At 56.2% G+C, this 20,040-nt stretch carries 17 protein-coding genes, 1 tRNA gene and 2 pseudogenes; 14 read left to right on the forward strand and 6 right to left on the reverse strand.

Annotation, left to right across the window (positions count from 1 at the left end; translation table 11 throughout):
- Positions 1-914: pseudogene (locus ACFSAG_RS05090) on the reverse strand (TonB-dependent receptor); the annotation flags it as partial.
- Between the two features lie 105 nt (positions 915-1,019).
- Here ACFSAG_RS05090 and ACFSAG_RS05095 point away from each other — a divergent pair.
- Positions 1,020-1,801 (forward strand): annotated as a pseudogene (locus ACFSAG_RS05095) (IS5 family transposase).
- On the opposite strand, the gene ACFSAG_RS05100 reads toward ACFSAG_RS05095, so the two are convergent.
- A complete protein-coding gene (locus ACFSAG_RS05100; RefSeq protein WP_381512064.1) occupies positions 1,769-2,269 on the reverse strand; it encodes a TonB-dependent receptor plug domain-containing protein in 501 nt (166 codons plus the stop codon). The pseudogene ACFSAG_RS05095 and the gene ACFSAG_RS05100 sit on opposite strands and share 33 nt — an antisense overlap.
- A 413-nt stretch (positions 2,270-2,682) precedes the next feature.
- Here ACFSAG_RS05100 and phaR point away from each other — a divergent pair, with 413 nt between their 5' ends.
- The 3 genes from phaR to ACFSAG_RS05115 are packed head-to-tail and all read left to right on the forward strand — an operon-like array spanning position 2,683 to position 7,107.
- Positions 2,683-3,240 carry a polyhydroxyalkanoate synthesis repressor PhaR gene (gene phaR, locus ACFSAG_RS05105; RefSeq protein WP_374611070.1) on the forward strand — a complete coding sequence of 186 codons (558 nt, stop codon included), beginning with the start codon at positions 2,683-2,685 and terminating at the stop codon, positions 3,238-3,240.
- A gap of 50 nt (positions 3,241-3,290) precedes the next feature.
- Positions 3,291-4,817 carry a proline--tRNA ligase gene (gene proS, locus ACFSAG_RS05110; RefSeq protein WP_381512068.1) on the forward strand — a complete coding sequence of 509 codons (1,527 nt, stop codon included), beginning with the start codon at positions 3,291-3,293 and terminating at the stop codon, positions 4,815-4,817.
- Positions 4,786-7,107 (forward strand): ribonuclease R family protein, encoded by a 2,322-nt coding sequence (locus ACFSAG_RS05115; protein ID WP_381512823.1) that lies wholly within the window; start codon positions 4,786-4,788, stop codon positions 7,105-7,107. Before proS ends, ACFSAG_RS05115 begins: the two co-directional genes overlap by 32 nt.
- Here ACFSAG_RS05115 and ACFSAG_RS05120 read toward each other — a convergent pair.
- A complete protein-coding gene (locus ACFSAG_RS05120) occupies positions 7,104-7,559 on the reverse strand; it encodes a universal stress protein (protein ID WP_374611076.1) in 456 nt (151 codons plus the stop codon). The two genes, ACFSAG_RS05115 and ACFSAG_RS05120, sit on opposite strands and share 4 nt — an antisense overlap.
- A gap of 143 nt (positions 7,560-7,702) precedes the next feature.
- Here ACFSAG_RS05120 and ACFSAG_RS05125 point away from each other — a divergent pair, with 143 nt between their 5' ends.
- From ACFSAG_RS05125 to ACFSAG_RS05140, 4 genes are all read left to right on the forward strand, one after another.
- Positions 7,703-8,971: a pyruvate dehydrogenase complex dihydrolipoamide acetyltransferase gene (locus ACFSAG_RS05125; RefSeq protein ID WP_381512070.1), complete on the forward strand. Its 1,269-nt coding sequence runs from the start codon at positions 7,703-7,705 to the stop codon at positions 8,969-8,971.
- A 1-nt stretch (position 8,972) separates the two neighbouring features.
- Positions 8,973-10,367 carry a dihydrolipoyl dehydrogenase gene (gene lpdA / locus ACFSAG_RS05130; protein WP_381512072.1) on the forward strand — a complete coding sequence of 465 codons (1,395 nt, stop codon included), beginning with the start codon at positions 8,973-8,975 and terminating at the stop codon, positions 10,365-10,367.
- Positions 10,368-10,464: 97 nt separating this feature from the next.
- Positions 10,465-11,775: a Xaa-Pro dipeptidase gene (locus ACFSAG_RS05135; protein WP_381512074.1), complete on the forward strand. Its 1,311-nt coding sequence runs from the start codon at positions 10,465-10,467 to the stop codon at positions 11,773-11,775.
- Positions 11,776-11,897: 122 nt separating this feature from the next.
- Positions 11,898-12,248, forward strand: coding sequence for a hypothetical protein (locus tag ACFSAG_RS05140; protein ID WP_381512075.1), 351 nt, complete (start codon positions 11,898-11,900; stop codon positions 12,246-12,248).
- A gap of 111 nt (positions 12,249-12,359) precedes the next feature.
- Here ACFSAG_RS05140 and ACFSAG_RS05145 read toward each other — a convergent pair whose 3' ends face one another.
- From ACFSAG_RS05145 to ACFSAG_RS05155, 3 genes are all read right to left on the reverse strand, one after another.
- Positions 12,360-12,530, reverse strand: a complete 171-nt coding sequence (locus ACFSAG_RS05145; RefSeq protein ID WP_381512076.1) for a hypothetical protein — start codon at positions 12,528-12,530, stop codon at positions 12,360-12,362.
- 318 nt (positions 12,531-12,848) lie between these two features.
- Positions 12,849-13,304 carry a cupin domain-containing protein gene (locus tag ACFSAG_RS05150; protein WP_381512078.1) on the reverse strand — a complete coding sequence of 152 codons (456 nt, stop codon included), beginning with the start codon at positions 13,302-13,304 and terminating at the stop codon, positions 12,849-12,851.
- A 130-nt stretch (positions 13,305-13,434) separates the two neighbouring features.
- A tRNA-Ser gene (locus ACFSAG_RS05155) sits at positions 13,435-13,524 on the reverse strand.
- Between the two features lie 175 nt (positions 13,525-13,699).
- Between ACFSAG_RS05155 and ACFSAG_RS05160 the strand changes: the two genes are divergently transcribed.
- From ACFSAG_RS05160 to metG, 6 genes are read left to right on the forward strand one after another with little or no spacing between them, the layout of a single operon-like run.
- Positions 13,700-14,776: a lytic murein transglycosylase gene (locus tag ACFSAG_RS05160; protein ID WP_381512081.1), complete on the forward strand. Its 1,077-nt coding sequence runs from the start codon at positions 13,700-13,702 to the stop codon at positions 14,774-14,776.
- A complete protein-coding gene (locus tag ACFSAG_RS05165; protein WP_381512082.1) occupies positions 14,760-15,692 on the forward strand; it encodes a septal ring lytic transglycosylase RlpA family protein in 933 nt (310 codons plus the stop codon). The genes ACFSAG_RS05160 and ACFSAG_RS05165 overlap by 17 nt, the downstream gene beginning before the upstream one ends.
- Before the next feature lie 37 nt (positions 15,693-15,729).
- Positions 15,730-16,872, forward strand: a complete 1,143-nt coding sequence (locus tag ACFSAG_RS05170) for a D-alanyl-D-alanine carboxypeptidase family protein (protein ID WP_381512085.1) — start codon at positions 15,730-15,732, stop codon at positions 16,870-16,872.
- Complete coding sequence (tmk, locus tag ACFSAG_RS05175) at positions 16,869-17,498, forward strand: dTMP kinase (RefSeq protein ID WP_381512088.1); 630 nt, start codon at positions 16,869-16,871, stop codon at positions 17,496-17,498. The genes ACFSAG_RS05170 and tmk overlap by 4 nt, the downstream gene beginning before the upstream one ends.
- On the forward strand, positions 17,495-18,451 hold the full coding sequence (locus ACFSAG_RS05180) for a DNA polymerase III subunit delta' (protein WP_381512091.1): 957 nt from the start codon (positions 17,495-17,497) through the stop codon (positions 18,449-18,451). Before tmk ends, ACFSAG_RS05180 begins: the two co-directional genes overlap by 4 nt.
- A 29-nt stretch (positions 18,452-18,480) precedes the next feature.
- Complete coding sequence (gene metG, locus ACFSAG_RS05185) at positions 18,481-20,040, forward strand: methionine--tRNA ligase (RefSeq protein WP_381512093.1); 1,560 nt, start codon at positions 18,481-18,483, stop codon at positions 20,038-20,040.

Genomic DNA, 20,040 nt, shown 5'->3' on the forward strand with positions numbered 1-20,040 from the left:
GGGCATGCCCCACCCCGGAATACACCATCGCCTACACCGGAAATTACACCACGAGCGCGGACGCTAACTACACCCGCACGAACATAATCAACTTCCTGTTTGGAATCGGTGTTCCCGAAGCCAATAAATGAGCGTGCAGCGACAACCTGTCCGCTAGAAATATTGGTTGGAGCTGCAAATGCACCGTTGCGATACAGGGTCGGAATGAGCGGGCTGCCGCGAAGATAGTCTAGCGTCAGCTGCCTGTAAAGAATCGATGACGACTTGCGACGAGTTGCAAGCACTTCTCCGTAGAGTTCGGCATTACCAAGCAGATCGAGGTCATAAGAGCCTGCAAGAAACCCAGTGTAGATCTCTACTGGCGTGATTACTTCTTCTTCCTGACTTGCAGGGTCGAAAGTGTCACGCGAATAAAAATCTACCCCCAAAAAACCCGGCGTATTCCCACCCGTAGTTGGAGATGGAACGAAGCGATTAAAAAGGCCTGGCAAACCGGTGACACGGCTAATACCAGAACGAGTAGGAAGGCCAACAGTATTGATAGTTACACCACCGTTGTCCAAAGTGAAGCAGGGTGTGCCGTCAAAACCTACCCTATCTCCCGAGCCGAATTCAGTGCCTTCACCGGTCAGGAAACCGCCAACAGGACAGTCGGCGAAATCAACATCGCGAAGACGAATAGCAGTACGCTTGCGATATTCCAGTGAACCGATAAGGTCGAGGCGATCATTTCCGAAACCAAAACTCGCGGAAACACGGCGATCGACCCCCACGCCAATTTCGGGCACGTTGACCTGAGCATCAATTGTCAGGCCGCGAAGCTTCTTGTCGGTTATGATATTTACAACGCCTGCAACCGCATCGGAACCGTACACTGAAGATGCACCGGCTTTCAAAATTTCAACACTGTCCACGATAGCGGTCGGTAAAACGTTAAGGTCCGCAGCTAGGCTGTGTTGACAAAAGGGATTCCCAAAAGGCGCATGCTCTGATTCAAGACTGCTTTTTGAGGAGCAGTCATGGGTCGCGGGGATTTGTCGGATGCGGAGTGGGAGCTGATCGGGCCGCTGTTGCCGCCTGAGCGTGGTCGCCATGCGCGACCAGCGGGCGATAATCGGCGCTTTCTCAATGGCATGCTCCACGTCTTGCGGGTCGGCTGCCCCTGGCGCGACATGCATGAGCGGTACGGCAAGTGGAACTCGGTCTATGTCCGGTTCCGGCGCTGGGCAGAGCAGGGTGTCTGGGATGCCCTCCTGCAAACATTGGCCGATCTGGGACTTACCGACGACTGGCAGCACATGATCGATAGCACCAGCGTTCGCGGCCACGTCTCGGCAGCGGGCGGAAAAGGGGGGCTCGTGCGAATGCTCTTGGTCGATCACGCGGCGGCTTTACGAGCAAAATCCACGCCCGATGCGACAATCAAGGACTGCCTGTCGGCTTTATCCTGACCGGGGGCGAGGCCTCTGATTACACCGCCGCCGAGCCGCTGATGGCGATCCCCGTCGCGACGCCCAAGGCACTGCTGGCGGACAAGGGCTATGATGGCGATCGCTTCCGCGAAAGCCTGCTGATCCGAGGCATTCTGCCGATCATCCCGCCCCGCTCGAACCGCAAGTCGCCCGAACACCCCGACTATCGCCGCTATCGGGACCGCAACCGCGTCGAGCGCATGTTCGGCAAGCTCAAGCAGCAGCGCCGTATCGCAACCCGCTACGACAAGACCGTGCTCTCCTTCGAAAGCTTCCTCAATCTCGCCGCCACGCGCCTATGGCTGAAGTCTTTTGTCAACACGGCCTAGTACCGATCCACGAGTTCCAGCAGGAGCAACTCGACGGCCGTTCAGGAGTACAAGTGTACGTGCAGGACCTAGGTTACGTAGCCCCAGAGTGTTTGCGCCGGTACCGCCGGCAGTAACAAAGCCAGCGAAGAAGTTATTAATCTGACCGGCACCTGCAGTCACTTCAAGACTCTGTAACGCATCAGTCGCGCTGTTGAATCCTGACTGAGTGATCTCCTCAGATGTTATTAGAGTAATAGGTTCGATCGAACTGAACGTGTCACGACGAATACGCGAACCGGTTACAAGAATAGTCCCTTCTTCCGCTGCAGCCGCTTCACTAGTATTTTCTACCGTTGAGCTTTCTTCCTGCTCCTCTTCCGCAGCGACCGGCTCTTGCTTGGTTTGGTTTTGGGCATAAGCAGGCGACAAAGCGCCGACCGCCAAGCCGACCGCGGACGCAGCAAACATATAACGACGTAGTTTCATTGAAAAGCTCCCCAGCTGTTTTCTGATTTGCAAGCCGCAGCGATAACCATAGCTTTTGGCTCGATGCAATACAGTCAAAAGGCCGTTGCAAGATTTTCGCCGAATGTGTCGTGAGGGACACAGAGAGTTACCAGACTTCATGGTAAAGCCCGTAATCATAAATGAGGGCAATATAGTTCGCATTGTAACTATATTACGCCAGAAAACGCAAATGAGTGCTCAAAATTACATTGTAACAAATTTGGATCAATTCGTCTCGAAAGCGTAAATTTTGCCTGCTATCGTAGGATCTGATTATATTAAACCGTCCTAATCAGCCCGAATCGATCAGGCGTTCCGCAGTTCCAATGCATGTTGCGGTGCATCAAATACTGGTCTAGTGCGATGCTTCCGATAACCAGTGGGTAATTCTCATGGCGCGCAAGGCAACTGCAGGTTCCGACGGTCCGATCATCATTAAAAAATATGCGAACCGGCGTCTCTACAACACCCAATCATCGAAATATATCACGCTGGATTATCTCGCAGAGCTGACGCGCAAGGATGTCGAGTTCAAGGTCGTCGATGCAAAGACGAACGAGGATATCACTCACAGCGTGCTGACACAGATCATCATGGAAGAGGAAACCGGCGGGCAGGGGATGTTGCCGGTCAATTTCCTGCGCCAGATAATAGCGCTGTATGGTGATTCAATGCAGGGGCTAGTGCCCCAATTCCTCGAAAATTCGATGGATAATTTCCGCAAGAACCAGAAACAGGTTCAGGATGTCATTGAAAATGCGCTCACCTCGGGGCCTTTTGGGCACATAGCCAAGCAGAATATCGAAATGATGCGCGCAGCGCGCGATGCATTTGTGCCTAATCTCGGCAATCTAGGTGCAAAGAAAGACAAGTCCGGCGAAAGCCTTGAAGACTTGAAGCGCCAAATGGCGGAGTTGCAGGCGAAGATCGACAAGCTTTCCAAGGAATAGCCGTCGGCACGGTTGCGGTTGGGCGGCCAAGCCGCTAGGGGCTGCTGCCCATGAAACATGCACTTTCCGTAACCCGCCAACAGAATTTTGCCGCCTGGTACCAAGAGGTCATTTCCGAAGCCGATCTTGCAGAGGAATCGGGCGTGCGTGGCTGCATGGTCATCCGCCCATGGGGCTATGGCATTTGGGAGCGTATCCAGAAATTGCTCGACGCGCGCATCAAGGCTGCCGGCGTCGACAATTGCTATTTTCCGCTCTTCATCCCGCTTTCCTATTTCGAAAAGGAAGCCGACCATGTTGAGGGCTTTGCCAAGGAAATGGCAGTCGTAACGCACCATCGCTTGGTAGGCGACGGCAAGGGCAAGTTGATCCCCGATCCCGATTCCAAGCTGGAAGAACCGCTGATCGTGCGGCCGACCTCTGAAACCGTGATCGGTGCCGCAATGGCGCGCTGGGTGCAGAGCTGGCGCGATTTGCCGTTGATGGTCAATCAATGGGCGAACGTCGTTCGCTGGGAAATGCGCACCCGCATGTTCCTGCGCACCTCGGAATTCCTGTGGCAGGAAGGCCATACCGCGCATGTCGATCGTGAAGATGCCATGCGCGAGACGTTGCGCGCGCTCGAAATGTATCGGCAAATGGCTGAAGACGATTGTGCAATGCCGGTGATTACCGGCGAAAAGCCCGAAAATGAACGTTTCCCCGGTGCCGTTGCGACCTATTCGATCGAGGCTATGATGCAGGATGGCAAGGCCCTGCAAGCTGGCACTTCGCATTATCTGGGCACGGGATTTGCCGAGGCTGCCGGCATCAAATACCAAGATAAAGAGGGTGGCCAGCAGTTTGCCCACACCACCAGCTGGGGGATGTCCACGCGCATGATAGGCGGTGTCATCATGACGCATGGTGACGATGATGGCCTGCGTTGCCCGCCGCGAATAGCGCCGTGGCAGATCGTGATCGTCCCGATGCTGCGCGATAGCGACGAGGATGAGGCTGTGCTCGAATATTGCCGCGCGCTGTCAAGGGAGCTGGGCGCGCTTGAAGCTTTTGGCGAACCGGTTCGCGTGCTGCTTGATACCAAGGCAACAAAAGCGCAGGTCAAGCGTTGGAGCTGGGTGAAGAAAGGTGCACCCATCATCGTCGAAGTCGGCCCTCGCGATGTCGCAGAGGGCAAGGCTGCCGTTCTACGCCGCGACCGTCTTTATAAGGATGACGGCAAGCTCAACACTGCATTCACCCCGAAAGGCGATTTCGTAGCTTCTGCTGCGAAGTTGCTGCAGGATATCCAGGCATCGCTTTATGCGGAGGCCAAGGCCCGTCTCGATGCCAATATTGCGCGCGACGTCTCTGATCTGGCCGCGCATTTCAAAGGAGATGAAGCCAAGTTTGCGGGTTGGGTAGAGGTGCAGTGGGCCCGCCCCAGCGGCGCAGCGCTCGACAAGATTGTTGAGCAGTTGAAGGCGCTGAAGCTGACGATGCGCAATGCACCTCTGGATGCAGCGCCCGCAGACGGAGCCTGCTTCTTCACGGGTGAGCCTGCAGTTGAGCGCATCCTTATCGGACGGACATACTGATTTGGCGCGAAAACCCCGCCATCAGCCGGGATTACCCAGTCGCGAGCAGATCCTCGAATTTATCGAGACGTCGAAAGAACCAGCAGGCAAGCGCGAAATTGCGCGCGCTTTCGGGCTTTTCGGAAGCGACAAGATCGCTCTGAAAGCGCTGCTCAAGGATATGACTGACGAAGGGCTGATCGATGCAGCCCCGGGCCGCGCATTCCACAAGATGGGCGGGGTTCCGCGCGTCACCGTGCTGAAAATTGTCGATGTCGATGGCAACCAGTTGATAGCCGTTCCGGAACGTTGGGAAGCGGATGGGATACCATTGCCGAAGTTGCGTGTCGTCGAGCGGGGTCGAAAAGGCGCGTTGGGCATCGGTGATCGCATTTTGGCGCGGACGGAGGAAGCGGGGAAGGGGTGGCTTGCCCATCCGATGAAGAAACTCGCCAAGGCCAGCGAACAGATACTGGGCGTGGTTGAGGAAAGTGATAATGGCCGTTTCTGGCTGAAGTCCACTGACAAGAAGGCGCGTTTTGATATTCCATTGTTTGAGGTCGGAGAGGCGCAGCCCGGCGATCTGGTTCTGGCAGAGCTTGGCGGGCGGGCAGGCCAGAAAAAGGCGCGGGTAACCGATGTATTGGGCGATCCATTCGCGCCGCGCAGTTTCAGCCTGATTGCCATCCACAAATTCGGCATCCCGTTTGAAATCCCTGAAGAAGTCGAGGCTGAGGCGCTGCACGTCAGCAAACTGCCCGTCACAGCCGATAAACGCGAAGACCTGCGGCATTTGCCTATAATTGCCATCGATCCACGCGATGCGCGCGATTTTGACGATGCGGTATGGGCTACTCCAGATGATGATCCAAAAAACGCTAATGGATTCAAAGCTATAGTCGCGATAGCGGATGTCAGCTATTATGTGCGTCCGGGCAGTGCCCTCGACCGCGAGGCTGCAAAGCGCGGGAACAGCGTCTATTTCCCCGATCGCGTTGTCCCGATGTTGCCGCACGCGCTGTCTTCAGACAAATGCTCGCTTCGCGCGGGCGAGGATCGCGCGGTGCTTGCTTGCCATATACAGATCGATGCTGGCGGGCATGTGACGTCATGGCGTTTCAGCCGCGCAATCGCACGGATTTCTGCCAACATTCCTTATCAGGATGCACAGGATGCGATTGATGGAAAGCTTGACCATCCGATGCTTGAAAGTGCGCTAAAACCGCTTTGGGCGTGCTGGAAACTGCTGAAAAATGCGCGCGACCGCCGCAATCCGCTTGAACTTGTCCTGCCCGAACGCCGCATCACGCTTGACGACGAGGGCAGGGTGGTTGGCGTTGCCGTGCGTGAGCATCTGGATGCGCACCAAGTGATCGAGGATTTCATGATTGCGGCGAATGTCGCGGCGGCCAAGGCGCTTGAGGAAAAGAAATCGCCGCTGATTTATCGTGTCCATGAGCCACCGGCACGTGAGAAGCTGGTCGCACTCAAGGACTATCTCAAAACCTTCGATATCGAATTCGCGCTGGGGCAGGTGGTCCGCCCGTCCACTTTTAATGCGATCATCGACAAGGTGCAGGAGCATGACGAAATCTTGCCGCAGATCATGGAAGCGGTGCTGCGCAGCCAGACGCAGGCCTATTACACCCCGCAAAATGCAGGGCATTTTGGGCTGGCGTTAGGCAGCTATGCGCATTTTACCTCGCCGATCCGTCGCTATGCCGACCTGATCGTGCACCGTGCGCTGGTGAGCGCCTATGATCTGGAAATGCCCGCGCCAAAGGATGGGACGATAAAGCCGGTAACAGGGCTGTCGGCACGCGATTTCGAACGGCTTGACGTCACATCAGAGATGATCAGCCGCGCCGAACGCCGGGCTATGGAAGCGGAGCGCGAGACGACCGACCGCTATGTCGCTGCATTCCTTGCCACACAAATTGGTGAAATCATCGAGGCTCGCATCACCGGCGTGCAGAATTTCGGCTTTTTCGCGACAGTGGAGTCGATTGGCGGCGATGGTTTGGTGCCAGTCTCAACTTTAGGCGCCGAACGTTTCTTCTACGACGAAGCAAGCCAAACGCTGACCGGTGAAGATAGCGGGGATGAATATCGCCCCGGCATGCGCCTCAAATTACGGCTTGCAGAAGCCAACCCGGTTTCGGGCGCGCTGCGCTTTGAATTGCCAGATGGCGGAAGCTATGCCCCAGCGCGGATGGAACGCCCCTCCGGCATGAAGCATAAGGGCAAGCACATGGCTGGTAAGCGGGGCAGGCCGTCCAATATCCGGTACCAAGGGCGCCGCAAGCGCTAACTCAATTCATCCAGCGCTTCGTCGGTAAGCGACCCGGGAATCACCATCACCGGACAACGAAGCGTGCCGGCATTGTTGCCAGTAAAGTGCGCGACCATCGGCCCGGGATTGCCCTGCGCCGCTGCGCCTAGCACCAAGGCCGCGATTTCCGGATGTTCGTCGAGCATTTCGCGAACAACCTCAACGCCCTCACCATCCCTTATTGTGATACTGGGCTGGATGCCGAGTTCGTCGAAAATTGTACCTGCAGCGGTGGAGACCAGCTCCTCGGCTTTTTCGCGGTTTTCGGCTTCCATTGTCGCTTGCACACCGCCCCATGCGACGAAATCCGCGCGCTCGATAAGCGCCAATATGTGCAAACTGCCGCCCGTTTTTGCTGCGCGGCGCGCGGCGAAGCGCAACGCGAGGCGCGCTTCTTCGGTTTCATCAATCACAACCAGATAGGTGCGCATCGCCGTTTCCCCGCCGCGGCATTCATGTATTCGTATGAACCTGCGTCAAAACTGAACCCAGTGCAAGCGATAGCCGCTTGACGCTGGGGAAACCAAGCCCTTATGCCGCTGCGATTAATCCAGACCATAAACAGGATGCCCCGATGCCTATCGAGCTCAAAATGCCCGCCTTGTCCCCGACCATGGAGGAGGGCACGCTTGCCCGCTGGCTGGTGAAGGAAGGCGACAGCGTATCATCGGGTGATTTGCTCGCCGAGATTGAAACCGACAAGGCGACGATGGAGTTTGAGGCAGTCGACGAAGGCGTCATTTCGCAGATTTTGGTCGCCGAAGGCACCGACGGGGTCAAGGTCGGCACCGTGATCGCGATGATTCAGGGCGAGGATGAGGGCGCGGCACCTTCCAAAGCTGCACCGACACCACCAACGACAGCCAATACGGAAGCGCCGGTCGTAGTGCCTCCACCACCACCTGTCGCAGCTCCGGCACCAGCAGCCCCTGCCAAAGTTGCAGGCGATCGCATCAAGGCGAGCCCACTCGCAAGGCGCATCGCCGCAGACAAGGGCGTCGAGCTGGCAGGACTAACTGGCACCGGCCCCAATGGCCGCATAGTCAAGGCCGATGTCGAAGGTGCGCAGCCTGGTGCTGCCATGCCGGCCCCCGCCGCATCTGCTGCAGCGCCCGCGACAATGGCAGCACCGGCCGCAGTACCTGATTTCGGTATCCCGCACGAAATCGTCAAGCTTAGCAACATGCGCAAGACGATCGCACGCCGCCTGACCCAATCGATGCAAGAGGCCCCCCATATCTACCTCACGGTCGATATCCGGCTCGATGCGTTGCTCAAACTTCGAGGTGAACTCAACGCCAGTCTCGAAAGCCGCGGGGTCAAGCTGTCGGTCAACGATATGTTGATCAAGGCGCTTGCGCTGGCACTGATTCAGGTGCCCAAATGCAACGTCTCCTTCGCTGGCGACAATATGCTGCAATATAGCCGCGCCGATATCAGCGTCGCGGTCTCAATCCCCACCGGTTTGATCACTCCGATCATCGTCGATGCGGCGAACAAATCTCTCTCGACCATCTCGACCGAAATGTCCGCACTCGCCGCCAAGGCAAAGGATGGCAAGCTGCAACCGCATGAATATCAGGGCGGAACCGCCTCGATCAGCAATATGGGCATGATGGGTATCAAGCATTTCACAGCCGTCATCAATCCGCCGCAGGCGATGATCATGGCGATCGGAGCGGGCGAAAAGCGTCCATATGTGGTCGATGATGCACTCTCGATCGCAACGGTAATGAGTGCCACCGGCAGCTTTGACCACCGCGCAATTGATGGTGCCGATGGGGCCGAACTGATGAAGGTGTTCAAGGAACTGGTGGAGAAACCGCTGGGGTTGGTGGCGTAAAATGGCTGAAAACTACGACCTTATCGTCCTCGGTTCCGGCCCCGGTGGCTATGTTGCCGCAATCCGTGCAGCCCAACTCGGCCTTAAAACCGCAATTGTAGAGCGCGAAAATCTTGGCGGTATCTGCCTCAATTGGGGCTGCATTCCGACCAAGGCGTTGCTGCGCTCGGCGGAAATCTATCATTATATGCAGCATGCAGGGGCCTATGGGCTGACTGCGGCCAATATCAGCGCGGATATCGATGCGGTGGTCAAGCGTTCGCGCGGCGTTGCCAAGCAGCTCAATCAGGGCGTCACGCATCTGATGAAGAAGAACAAGATCACCGTCCATATGGGTGAGGGCAGGCTGACCGCTGCCAACACGCTGGTCGTCAAAAGCGACAAGGGCGAAGAAACGCTGACCGCGAAGAACATCATCATCGCGACCGGTGCCCGCGCGCGCGACCTGCCTTTTGCACCTGCCGATGGCAAACGCATCTGGACCTACCGCCACGCGATGACCCCGCCCGAAATGCCGAAGAAACTGCTGGTAATCGGCAGCGGCGCGATCGGTATCGAATTTGCCAGCTTCTACAACGATATGGGCGCCGAAGTGACCGTCGTCGAAACGATGGACCGCATTGTTCCCGTCGAGGACGCCGACGTATCGACCTTCCTCGAAAAGGCACTGAAGAAACAGGGCATGACCATCCTGACTGGGGCAGGGGTACAGTCACTGAAGGCCAGCGCCAGCGGCGTCGCCGCCGAAATCAAGGACAAGGATGGCAAGGTCGCCAAGAGCGAATTCACCCACTGCATCGTCGCCATCGGCATCGTTCCCAATACCGAGAATATAGGGTTGGAGGCGATCGGCGTCGAAACCGAACGCGGACATATCAAGACCGATCCGATGTGCCGCACCAATGTACCCGGCCTGTGGGCCATCGGTGACGTCACGGCGCCACCCTGGCTCGCACACAAGGCGAGCCATGAGGGCGTGATTGCGGCCGAAGCTATTGCAGGCGGCCATCCGCACGCAATGGACCCGAAGAACATCCCTGGCTGCACTTATTGCCACCCGCAGGTAGCCAGCGTTGGCTTGACCGAGGCGAAGGCCAAGGAAGCGGGCTATGAGGTGAAGGTCGGCAATTTCCCCTTCATCGGCAACGGCAAGGCCATTGCGCTGGGTGAGGCCGAAGGCTTCATCAAGACCGTATTCGACGCCAAGACCGGCGAGCTGCTCGGCGCGCATATGGTGGGCGCCGAGGTCACCGAGCTGATCCAGGGCTATACCATTGGCAAGACCGCCGAACTGGTCGAGGCCGATTTCATGCACACCGTCTTCCCGCATCCGACGCTTTCCGAAATGATGCATGAGAGCGTGCTTGGGGCCTATGGGAAGGCGCTGCACATTTGATGCGAGTCATCGCTAATACATCATCGATGTAAAAATCATTGTCATTTCGCCTCCCGATCTGCCTAAGTTCAGGCAACAGATTCGGGAGGCAAAACTCATGAAATTGACTGATAACCTGCGCGGCAAAGCGCGACTTTTGGCAACGGGTGCAGCTGCGATATTGGCGGTTCAATCCACTTCCGCGCTCGCCAACACCGTCATCACCGGCGCGCGTATGCTCGACGTAATGACTGGCAAGATGGTCGAGCATCCCGCCATCTTCGTGGACGATAATGGCCGCATTGCAAGCATTGCCGATGCCCGCACAGTCAAGTGGGGCGCCGACGTTACCCATATCGATCTGGGTGACAAAACGCTGCTTCCCGGCCTGATCGACATGCACGTCCACCTCGATGGTCCTGCCGACATCGGTGGCTATCGCGGCCTCGAATTTACCGATAGCTTCTGGGGCATGACCGCGGTTGGCAGTGCCAAGGCCATGCTCGATGCCGGTTTCACCACCGTCCGTAATGTGGGTTCGGACAACCGCAACGATATCGGCCTCAAACAAGCAATTGAAAATGGCTATGCGGTTGGGCCGCGGATCGTGCCCGCGAGCTATGCGCTCGGCGCAACCGGTGGCCATTGCGATTCCACCTTCCTGCCCCCCAGCCTTGAAAAGCCTGAGAAGGAAGAGGGCATTGGCGATAGCCCGGATGAATTGCGTTATCAGGTTCGCCGCCAACGCAAATATGGCGCCGAGGTCATCAAGGTATGTGCGACCGGCGGGGTGTTCTCGCGCAACACCGAACCTGGTCAGCAGCAGCTTTCCGAGGATCATCTTCGGGTAATCGCCGAAGAGGCGCATCAATGGGGCGTCCGCGTTGCGGCGCATGCCCATGGCGCGGATGGCATCAAAGCCGCGATCAAGGCCGGTATCGACACCATCGAACATGCCAGCCTTGTCGACGATGAAGGCATCAAGCTGGCGGCTGCACGCGCCCGCCCGGTTTGGTTCTCTATGGATATCTACAACACCGAATATACGCAGGCCGAAGGCGCGAAAAATGGCGTACTGGAGGATAATTTGCGCAAGGATCGCGAAGTCGCGCAGATCCAGCGCGACAATTTCCGCAAGGCGCACAAGGCAGGCGTGAAGATGGTCTTTGGCTCCGACGCTGGCGTTATGCCGCATGGCGAAATCGGCAAGCAGTTCCGCGTGATGGTCGAATATGGAATGAGCCCGCTCGAAGCGATTCAGGCTGCGACGCGCAACGCGGGGCAGGCGCTGGGCCGTGAAAAGGATGTTGGCGCGATTGAGGTCGGCCGCTTTGCCGATATCATTGCGGTCGATGGCGATCCGCTCGCCAATGTCCGCGAACTCGAGTCAGTCGACGCAGTTGTAAAAGGTGGCAAACGCATCCGCTAACCAAAGGGTTCAGCGACGATTCAGTTGCAATATGGAACATTGCAGCATCCCGCACCGTTGTGATAACCACGGTGCGGGGAAGACGTTAATCAACGTTCGCACAAACTGGGGAGCAACAGCTTATGATGATGACAAGCTTGGCGCTGGCCATGGCGCTCAACATGGCAGCCATGAAGGGCGATCCGCTCGATGACGCGCGCAAAGGCTTCAACAACTGCCTGATCCGCGAGCATAATGAAGCGGTAAAGGTCAAGAAATCGGGTGCTGAATTCAACGATGCGATCCAGAAGGCCTGTCCGGCCGAACGGCAGACCTATTTTGAAATGCTGGTAAAATCGGAGAAAAGCTTCGGTTCGAAACAAGCCGATGCCGAAAAATATGCCAATGAAGAGATCCAGATGATGATCGATGGTACCACCAGCGCATTCGGCGAAAACGCTTCCAACGGCGGGCAATTGGCGGAAGAGAAATAGTCTTTCGAAATGGGTGGGCAATGACCCACCCTGCAAGCCGAATTCGAGACGTCACGCGCTGGATCAGCAAACCGCATCCGATAGCTGCGGAGCGAGCCTGAATAAGCGGTATCAGCTACCTTTTCGCATCGCGAGGTAAATGAACCAAAGTGCGCCACCGGACATTATAGCCGAGCTCAACGCTGGATTGCATGGATTGTCCATCATCCATGTACCAAGATTCACAATCAGGATTAGTCCCACCATTAAAAATGGAATGAAGTTTTGTTCGGTGTATTCCATGCCACCCACTCCCCAACACATTGCATGAGTGATACTGTGCGATTTGTTTCATAATTGATTTGATTTAGATCAAGATTATGCTCTGAAAGCTGAAGGCGTGAAACGCCGAAATCTAGTCGATAGCTCCGCAGCGAGTATCTTATGCAATTGAAATACAATAAATATAAATGTTCAGGTTAACTGTACTACCTGTAACGATACTTTTGTCGGCTCGAGATATTACAACCAATGTGGTTGTAATTATCATGGGAATTCGATCATACTCTTATGAGGAGGCAATCCGGAAAATCGACTCAGCCATTTCGCTGTTTTCGAAACTCAATGTCCGGGGTGGGACACCAATTCCGCATCCACAGCACCCTCAAACGCGATAAACAATGTGCAGGCAACATCGCTAACGCAGGCGGCGACATGCGGCAGGCCTGCGGGACCATATGCGTAATGCGAAGGCTTCAGGATTACTGCCTCAGAGCCATCATATTTAACCTGCAATTCGCCAGTCAAAAGGATCATTCGCTCTGCTGAACTGTGCTTGTGCAAGGGCAGGGTGTTGCCTGGACCGACTTTCAATACGACGTCCGAATTTGGCTTTGAAGGATCGCCCTGTAGCACTGTCATTTGGCAGGCGCCGGTAAAGATCGGCGGGCAGCCGCCCCATACAACCGATGATCCGGAAACATCGGTCGCAAAAGGCGCGGCGGGCTCGGCTGCAGACGCTGTTCCCATGCTTGTTAAGGCAAATGCGGCGATTGCTATTTCCAGCGTCGTTTCCATCTCGGTGTTCCTTTCAGGACCGGCGAGGGCAAAAACCGCAGGCCTTGGACAAGCAGCCTAGAACGCTCGGTCACGATCACCTAAACAATTATGCGCGTGTAAATTGCGGATGCTCGAAATGTCTGGAAAGTGGCGGACAGGGTGGGATTCGAACCCACGGTGAGCTTGCACCCACGGCGGTTTTCAAGACCGCTGCCTTAAACCACTCGGCCACCTGTCCTCTTCGGGAGCGGCCCTAGACAGGAATCTGGGCGCTGGCAAGTATTGTGACCGCTCCGGCTCTCAATAGCCAAGGCTCGCCAATGAGTGCGCATTTTACGCCAGGTTGCGCAGTTTTCCTGTCCGCTGAAATTTTTCCATGTTATCACTTGGCAGTCGGGCAATTGGAGGAACAAGTGGCGTTGCATATAGGGAAATGGCCGGTGGATGGTATCGCTGCGGCCTTGTTGCTTGCCATTGCAAGCCCCCCCGCTGCCCTGTCGGCACAACAATCGGCTCCGACTTTGCCCCAGCAAAGCCATTCGCATGCCTTTGGGCAATATTTGCAATCGGTACGCGAACGTGCTGAACAGGAAGGTGTCAGCAAGGCAACGCTCGACAGGGTGATGCCGACGCTGACATATCTGCCAAGGGTGGTGCAGTTGGATCGCGGGCAACCCGAAACGCCGGGTAATGCCGCAATCCCGGATTTTGAACCCTATCGCCTGAAACATGTGGATGCAGCGCGGATCAATCGCGGCCGTGCCAAATATCGAGAATTGCGTCCGCTTTTACAGAGGATCGAAAACGAAACCGGCGTCCCGGAAGAAGTGATGATCGCGATATATGGTCATGAGACCAACTATGGCGCGGTTATGGGGAATTTCCATGCGCCCGACGCGCTCGCTTCATTGGCCTTTGAAGGTCGCCGCCGGGAATTGTTCGAAGCGGAACTTGTTGCAGTCCTGAAGATGATCGATCGCGGTGTGCCGTCCTATGCAATTACGGGGAGCTGGGCAGGGGCGCTTGGCAGGCCGCAATTCCTCCCGTCCGTTTATCTTCGCCTGGCCCGTGATGGCGATGGCGATGGATATGCAGATATCTGGAAAAGTGAAGTCGATGCGATGACATCGATCGCAAACTATCTGTTGAATGCCGGATGGCGCAGGAATGAACCTTGGGGCTTTGCCGTCAATGTACCAGCCACCTTTGATCGCAATTCCGTGCGCAGTTCACTGGCTCCCACGCGCTGCGCCAGGGTGTTTTCGCGCCATAGTCGCTGGATGCGTATTTCCGAATGGAAACAGCGCGGGATCGTGCCTGAGAATGGCGTTTGGCCCGATGACAATATGCAGGCCGTGCTGATTGAGCCAGACGGCGCAGGGCGCACCGCATATTTACTGGGCAGCAACTATCGCGCGATATTGGACTATAATTGCTCCAATTTTTACGCTCTTTCAGTAGGTTTGCTCGCCAATGAGGTTCGAAACTAGACTATCGGCATCGATGATTGCGTTATTGACGCTGGCTTCGTGCAGCACGCCCGATCAGACGTCCGTCACATCGGTGAGTTCGGCTTCGTCCGAAAGGGTAATGGATTATCCGCTAACCATCGGTGATCCATTCACGATCGGTTCGGTCAAATATACGCCAGCAGATACGGCCCTCTACGATGAAGTCGGGTTGGCAGGCTGGTATCCGGGCAATGGCGGCAACACCAAAACGGCAAACGGAGAGGAGTTTTCTCCGTCTGCCATAACCGGGGCGCACAAGACGTTGTCCTTGCCCAGCTATGTCGAGGTGACCGCTCTGGATACGGGGCGCACCATTCTCGTGCGGATCAATGACCGTGGTCCTATGACCAACGAGCGGCTTATTGACCTATCCGAAGGTGCCGCTCGGCAATTGGGTATTGCCGATGGGAATGCCAGCCCGGTGCGCGTCAGGCGCGTCAACCCGCCCGAAAATGAACGATCAGCGTTGCGATCCGGAATGGCCGCGAGCGGACGTATGGATACCCCGGAATCACTGCTGAAGATTTTGCGCGAAAAACTGGCGAAACAGACGCCGCCGGTGCTAGCTAGTGTTCCAGCATCCAAAGCTGCGTCAGCGAAGACAAAAACGGTGAAGGCGGCAACCCCAGTAGCGGCCAAAGCAGCCGACAAAAAAGCCACGGTGCAGCCGGTGAGCAAAGCCGGTTATGTGGTTCAGGTCGCCGCTTTTGCATCGCGCGGCAATGCAGACGCGCTGGCAAAGAAACTGAGTGCCCATGTTGCGCCTGCCGCCGATGGCAAATTGTTTCGTGTCCGTTTCGGCCCTTATGGCGATGAGAAGGAAGCCCAATCGGCGCTGAGTGAAGCGCACAAGCGTGGCTATCCACAAGCAAGGTTGCTCCGCGACCAGCTTTGACTGGCGAAGCATGCATTCGCGGGTTAACTAACCGGGGATGCGTGTCTTTTTCATCCTGATGCTATTGATTGGTGCCGCGCAAGCGCGAGCGGCAACATCGAGCTATCAGGCACAAGCGCCGATTGCTTATCTTGCCGACAAGGATAGCGGCGTAGTCCTGCTCGAACGCGCTGCCGACAAGCGCATACCGACCGCTTCAATGGCAAAGTTGATGACCGCCTATGTTGCTTTCGAAGCTGTCAAATCCGGTCAGGTTGAACTTGAAACAGCAGTAACGGTAAAGCCTTCAACATGGGCCAAGTGGAACAACCGTGGGTCCAGCATGTTTCTGAAAGCCGGGCAGAAAGCCACCATAAGCGACCTGTTGCACGGCGTTTTAACGCTATCGGGCAACGACGCCTCTGTTGTTTTGGCAGAAGGAGTATCGGGGAGCGAGGCTGCCTTCATCGACGAAATGAACAAAACCGCCAAGCGCCTTGGCATGGTGAACAGCCATTTCGCGACTGTGAATGGTTGGCCAGACCGAAACCGTACCTATTCGACGGCGGAAGACCTATCGATATTGGCACGGCACATATTGGACGATCATCCGGATATGTTCGCGCGCTACTTCAATCGACGTTCGTTCCGCTGGAATGGTATCACCCAAATCAACCGCAATCCGCTGTTGGGCGCTGTCGAAGGTGCGGATGGAATGAAGACCGGACACAGCAGCGCGGCGGGATATAGCCTTGTAGGCACGGCCAAGCGCGGCGAGCGGCGCCTGATCATGGTGATAGCCGGTTTGCCGTCGATGGAGGCCCGGGTTCAGGAAGCACGCGGATTGATGCACTGGGGCTTCGAAAACTGGCAGGAACGCCCCGTATTTGCCGCCGGGCAGGAAGTGGCGCGGATTCCGGTGCAACTCGGTACGGAAGACGATGTTGCTGCGATTATTCCCCATCAGGTTTCCTTGCTGGGGCTTCGGGGGAAAATCGCGAATGCCAAGTTGATCGTTCGCTACCATGGTCCGATCAAAGCCCCTTTCAAGAAAGGCGATCGCGTCGGTGCATTGTCGATACATTATCCCGATGGACTAACCCGCACTTTTCCGCTTGTTGCAGCAAAGGAAATTCCGGCAGCCGGCTTTGTCGAGAGGGCATGGAATGGTTTGCGTGGGTTATGGAGCAAGATTGCGTGACATTGGGGCGGTTCATATCGATCGAAGGTGGTGAAGGGGCGGGCAAGTCGACCCAGATTGCCTTGTTGGCGGAGCGATTGAAAACGCTTGGCTTGGATGTTGATCTTACCCGCGAACCGGGCGGTACCGAGGGTGCAGAAGCGATCCGGAATCTGCTGCTTGGTGGCGGTGATGATCGATGGGGGCCGGCTGCAGAAGCATTGCTGTTTGCCGCTGCACGCAGCGACCATGTCGAAAAACGGATAAAGCCTGCATGCGCAAAGGGTGTTTGGGTCATTTCCGACCGCTTTCTTGACAGTAGCCGCGCTTATCAGGGGGCGAGCCTGGGCGTCAGCGACGAAACCATCTTGGCATTGCACCAAATCGGTAGTGCTGGATATTTGCCAGACAGGACAATTATTCTCGACCTTCCACTCGAAGCTTCACGGCAGCGGACGCGCGCGCGTGATGGCGAAAATTCGGACCGAATTGGCGGCCGAAATGACGATTTCCACCAGCGGGTTCGCGACGCATTCCACCAGATTGCGAAAGCAGAGCCGCAGCGTGTGCGGCTCGTTGATGCCAGCGGAACCCCCGAAGAAGTGGCGGCTTTGATATTCGAAAAGATTGCAGACTTGCTGCCATGAGCCAGGTTTTTGGACATGATGCGCATTTTCAGGCGATTGCCAAGGGCCTCGCCAGTGGGCGCCTGCACCATGGCTGGATTTTGGCCGGACCACGCGGCGTCGGAAAGGCGAGCTTTGCCAAGGAAGCGGCACGGATGCTCGTCGATCTGGATAACCGCTACTCCTCGATGGTCGATCACCAAACCCATCCGGACATTATCTGGGTTCAGCGTTTGCCCAAGGAAGCCCCCAAGGATGGTGAGGTAGCTGACCCGGATGCGGAGCTGAAGCGCAGCATTACCATCGATCAGATCCGCGAGGTTCAGCACAGCCTGACGACCCGGCCATCCATGGGCCCTCGGCGGGCTGTCATTATCGATGCAGCTGACGATCTGGAGCGGGGAGGGGCAAATGCCCTGCTCAAATCGCTTGAGGAGCCTCCGGTCGGGACCTATTTCATCCTCATAAGTCATGCGAGTGACCGGCTTTTGCCGACCATCCGGTCGCGTTGTCAGCTTCTGCGCTTCGAAGCGCTTTCCGACGACGATATGCGCAAAGCATTGATGCGGGCTCTTCCAGACGCGTCGCAAAGCGAAGTAGACGTTTTGGTGCAATCAGGGCGGGGTCTACCTGGACAGGCTTTGTCGCTGGCAGGCATGGATTTCAGAACGATCGAAGGCATCGCTGACGACATTTTGCGGACTGGCGATCCCACCAACAAGTTGCGCCATGAGCTCGCCGAATCCCTGTCGGTGAAATCTGCGCAGCCAAGTTATGAGGCTTTCCTCCGCTTCGTTCCCGTCAAAATTGCGTCGGTCGGCCGAGAAATGGCTTCAGATACGGTGATAACAGCGGTCGATGCCTTTCATGAAGCCGACAGGCTTGCGTCACGCGCCATTGGCCTGACACTTGATAAACAGGCGGTTCTCCTCCAAATGGGCAACCTGCTAGCCAGCCTGCACAAACGCGGCTGAGATTTCCTGAAGATTGTACAGAAAAGAAAATGTCGGAACCTTTCTACATCACGACTGCGATAGCCTATCCCAATGGCCGTCCCCACATCGGCCATGCGTATGAAGCCATCGCCACCGACGCCATTGCCCGTTTCCAGCGCTTGATGGGCCGCGATGTGCGCATGGTTACCGGTACAGACGAGCATGGTCTGAAAATGGCGCAAACCGCTCGTGCCGCAGGGCGCGAAACGCTCGAATTTGCAGATGAAATGTCGTCTTATTTCAGGCAAATGTGCGCCGGACTTGATATTTCCAATGACGTCTTTATGCGTACCAGCGATGCGAAGCACCATGAGGCTAGCATCGCCTTGTGGAAGGCTATGGAAGCCAAGGGCGATCTTTATCTCGACCGGTATGAAGGCTGGTATTCGGTTCGTGATGAGGCTTTCTACGGCGAAGAGGAACTTACCGAAGGGGAAGGGGGTGTAAAGCTCTCCCCGCAAGGCACTCCTGTCGAGTGGACGGTTGAGGAAAGCTGGTTTTTCCGCCTGTCCAAATATCAAGACGCGCTGCTGAAGTTGTACAGCGAAAATCCGGACTTCATACGCCCTGAAAGCCGCAAGAATGAGGTTCTGCGCTTCGTCGAAGGTGGCCTCAAGGATCTCAGCGTATCTCGCACCAGTTTCGATTGGGGCGTGCCGGTGCCGGGTTCGCCAGGGCATGTCATGTATGTGTGGGTCGATGCGCTGACGACCTATCTGTCTGGATTGGGTTTTCCCGATCAAAACAGTGATTTTGCGCGTTTCTGGCCGGCCAATGTTCATATCATCGGTAAGGATATTGTCCGTTTCCACGCCGTCTATTGGCCAGCGTTCCTGATGTCGGCCGATCTGCCTTTGCCACAACAAGTGTTTGGCCATGGCTTCCTGCTCAATCGCGGAGAGAAAATGTCCAAATCATTGGGCAATGTTGTCGATCCGATGGAGTTGGCCGAACGCTTTGGGGTCGATGCCTTGCGTTACTTCCTGATGCGCGAAGTGAGCTTCGGACAGGATGGGACATATAGCGCCGAGGCCATCGTTTCCCGTGTAAATGCAGACCTAGCGAACAGCTTCGGCAATCTTGCGCAGCGCACTTTATCATTCATTTCCAAGAATTTGGAAGGGCGGTTGCCGCAAAGTGACGTCAAGGCGGCAGAGGATGAAGAACTGCTTGCTCTGGTCGACGATGCATGTCGTAATGATGTAACGCGTGAATTCGCTGCCTTTGCCTTTTCGCAAGGGTTGGACAGCTGGATGCGTGCCGTATTTGCATGCAATCAGTATATCGATGCGCAAGCGCCTTGGGCACTGCGCAAAACTGATCCCGCGCGCATGGAGGCGGTGCTCGAAACATTGCTGCGGGCCATGCGTTCATTGGCCATTGCGGTGCAGCCGGTGATCCCGACCTCGGCGTCCAAATTGCTCGACCAACTGGGCATCGAGGCGCATGGCCGGGATTATGCAGCATTGAACGATCAGGACTATTACGCCCGTCTGGCAAGTTCTGGCGTCACCATAGCGCCACCAACCCCGATTTTCCCGCGCCTGGAATTGACCGCAGAGGATTGA

This window comes from Sphingorhabdus buctiana, assembly GCF_042680825.1.
Lineage (GTDB): Bacteria > Pseudomonadota > Alphaproteobacteria > Sphingomonadales > Sphingomonadaceae > Sphingorhabdus_B > Sphingorhabdus_B buctiana.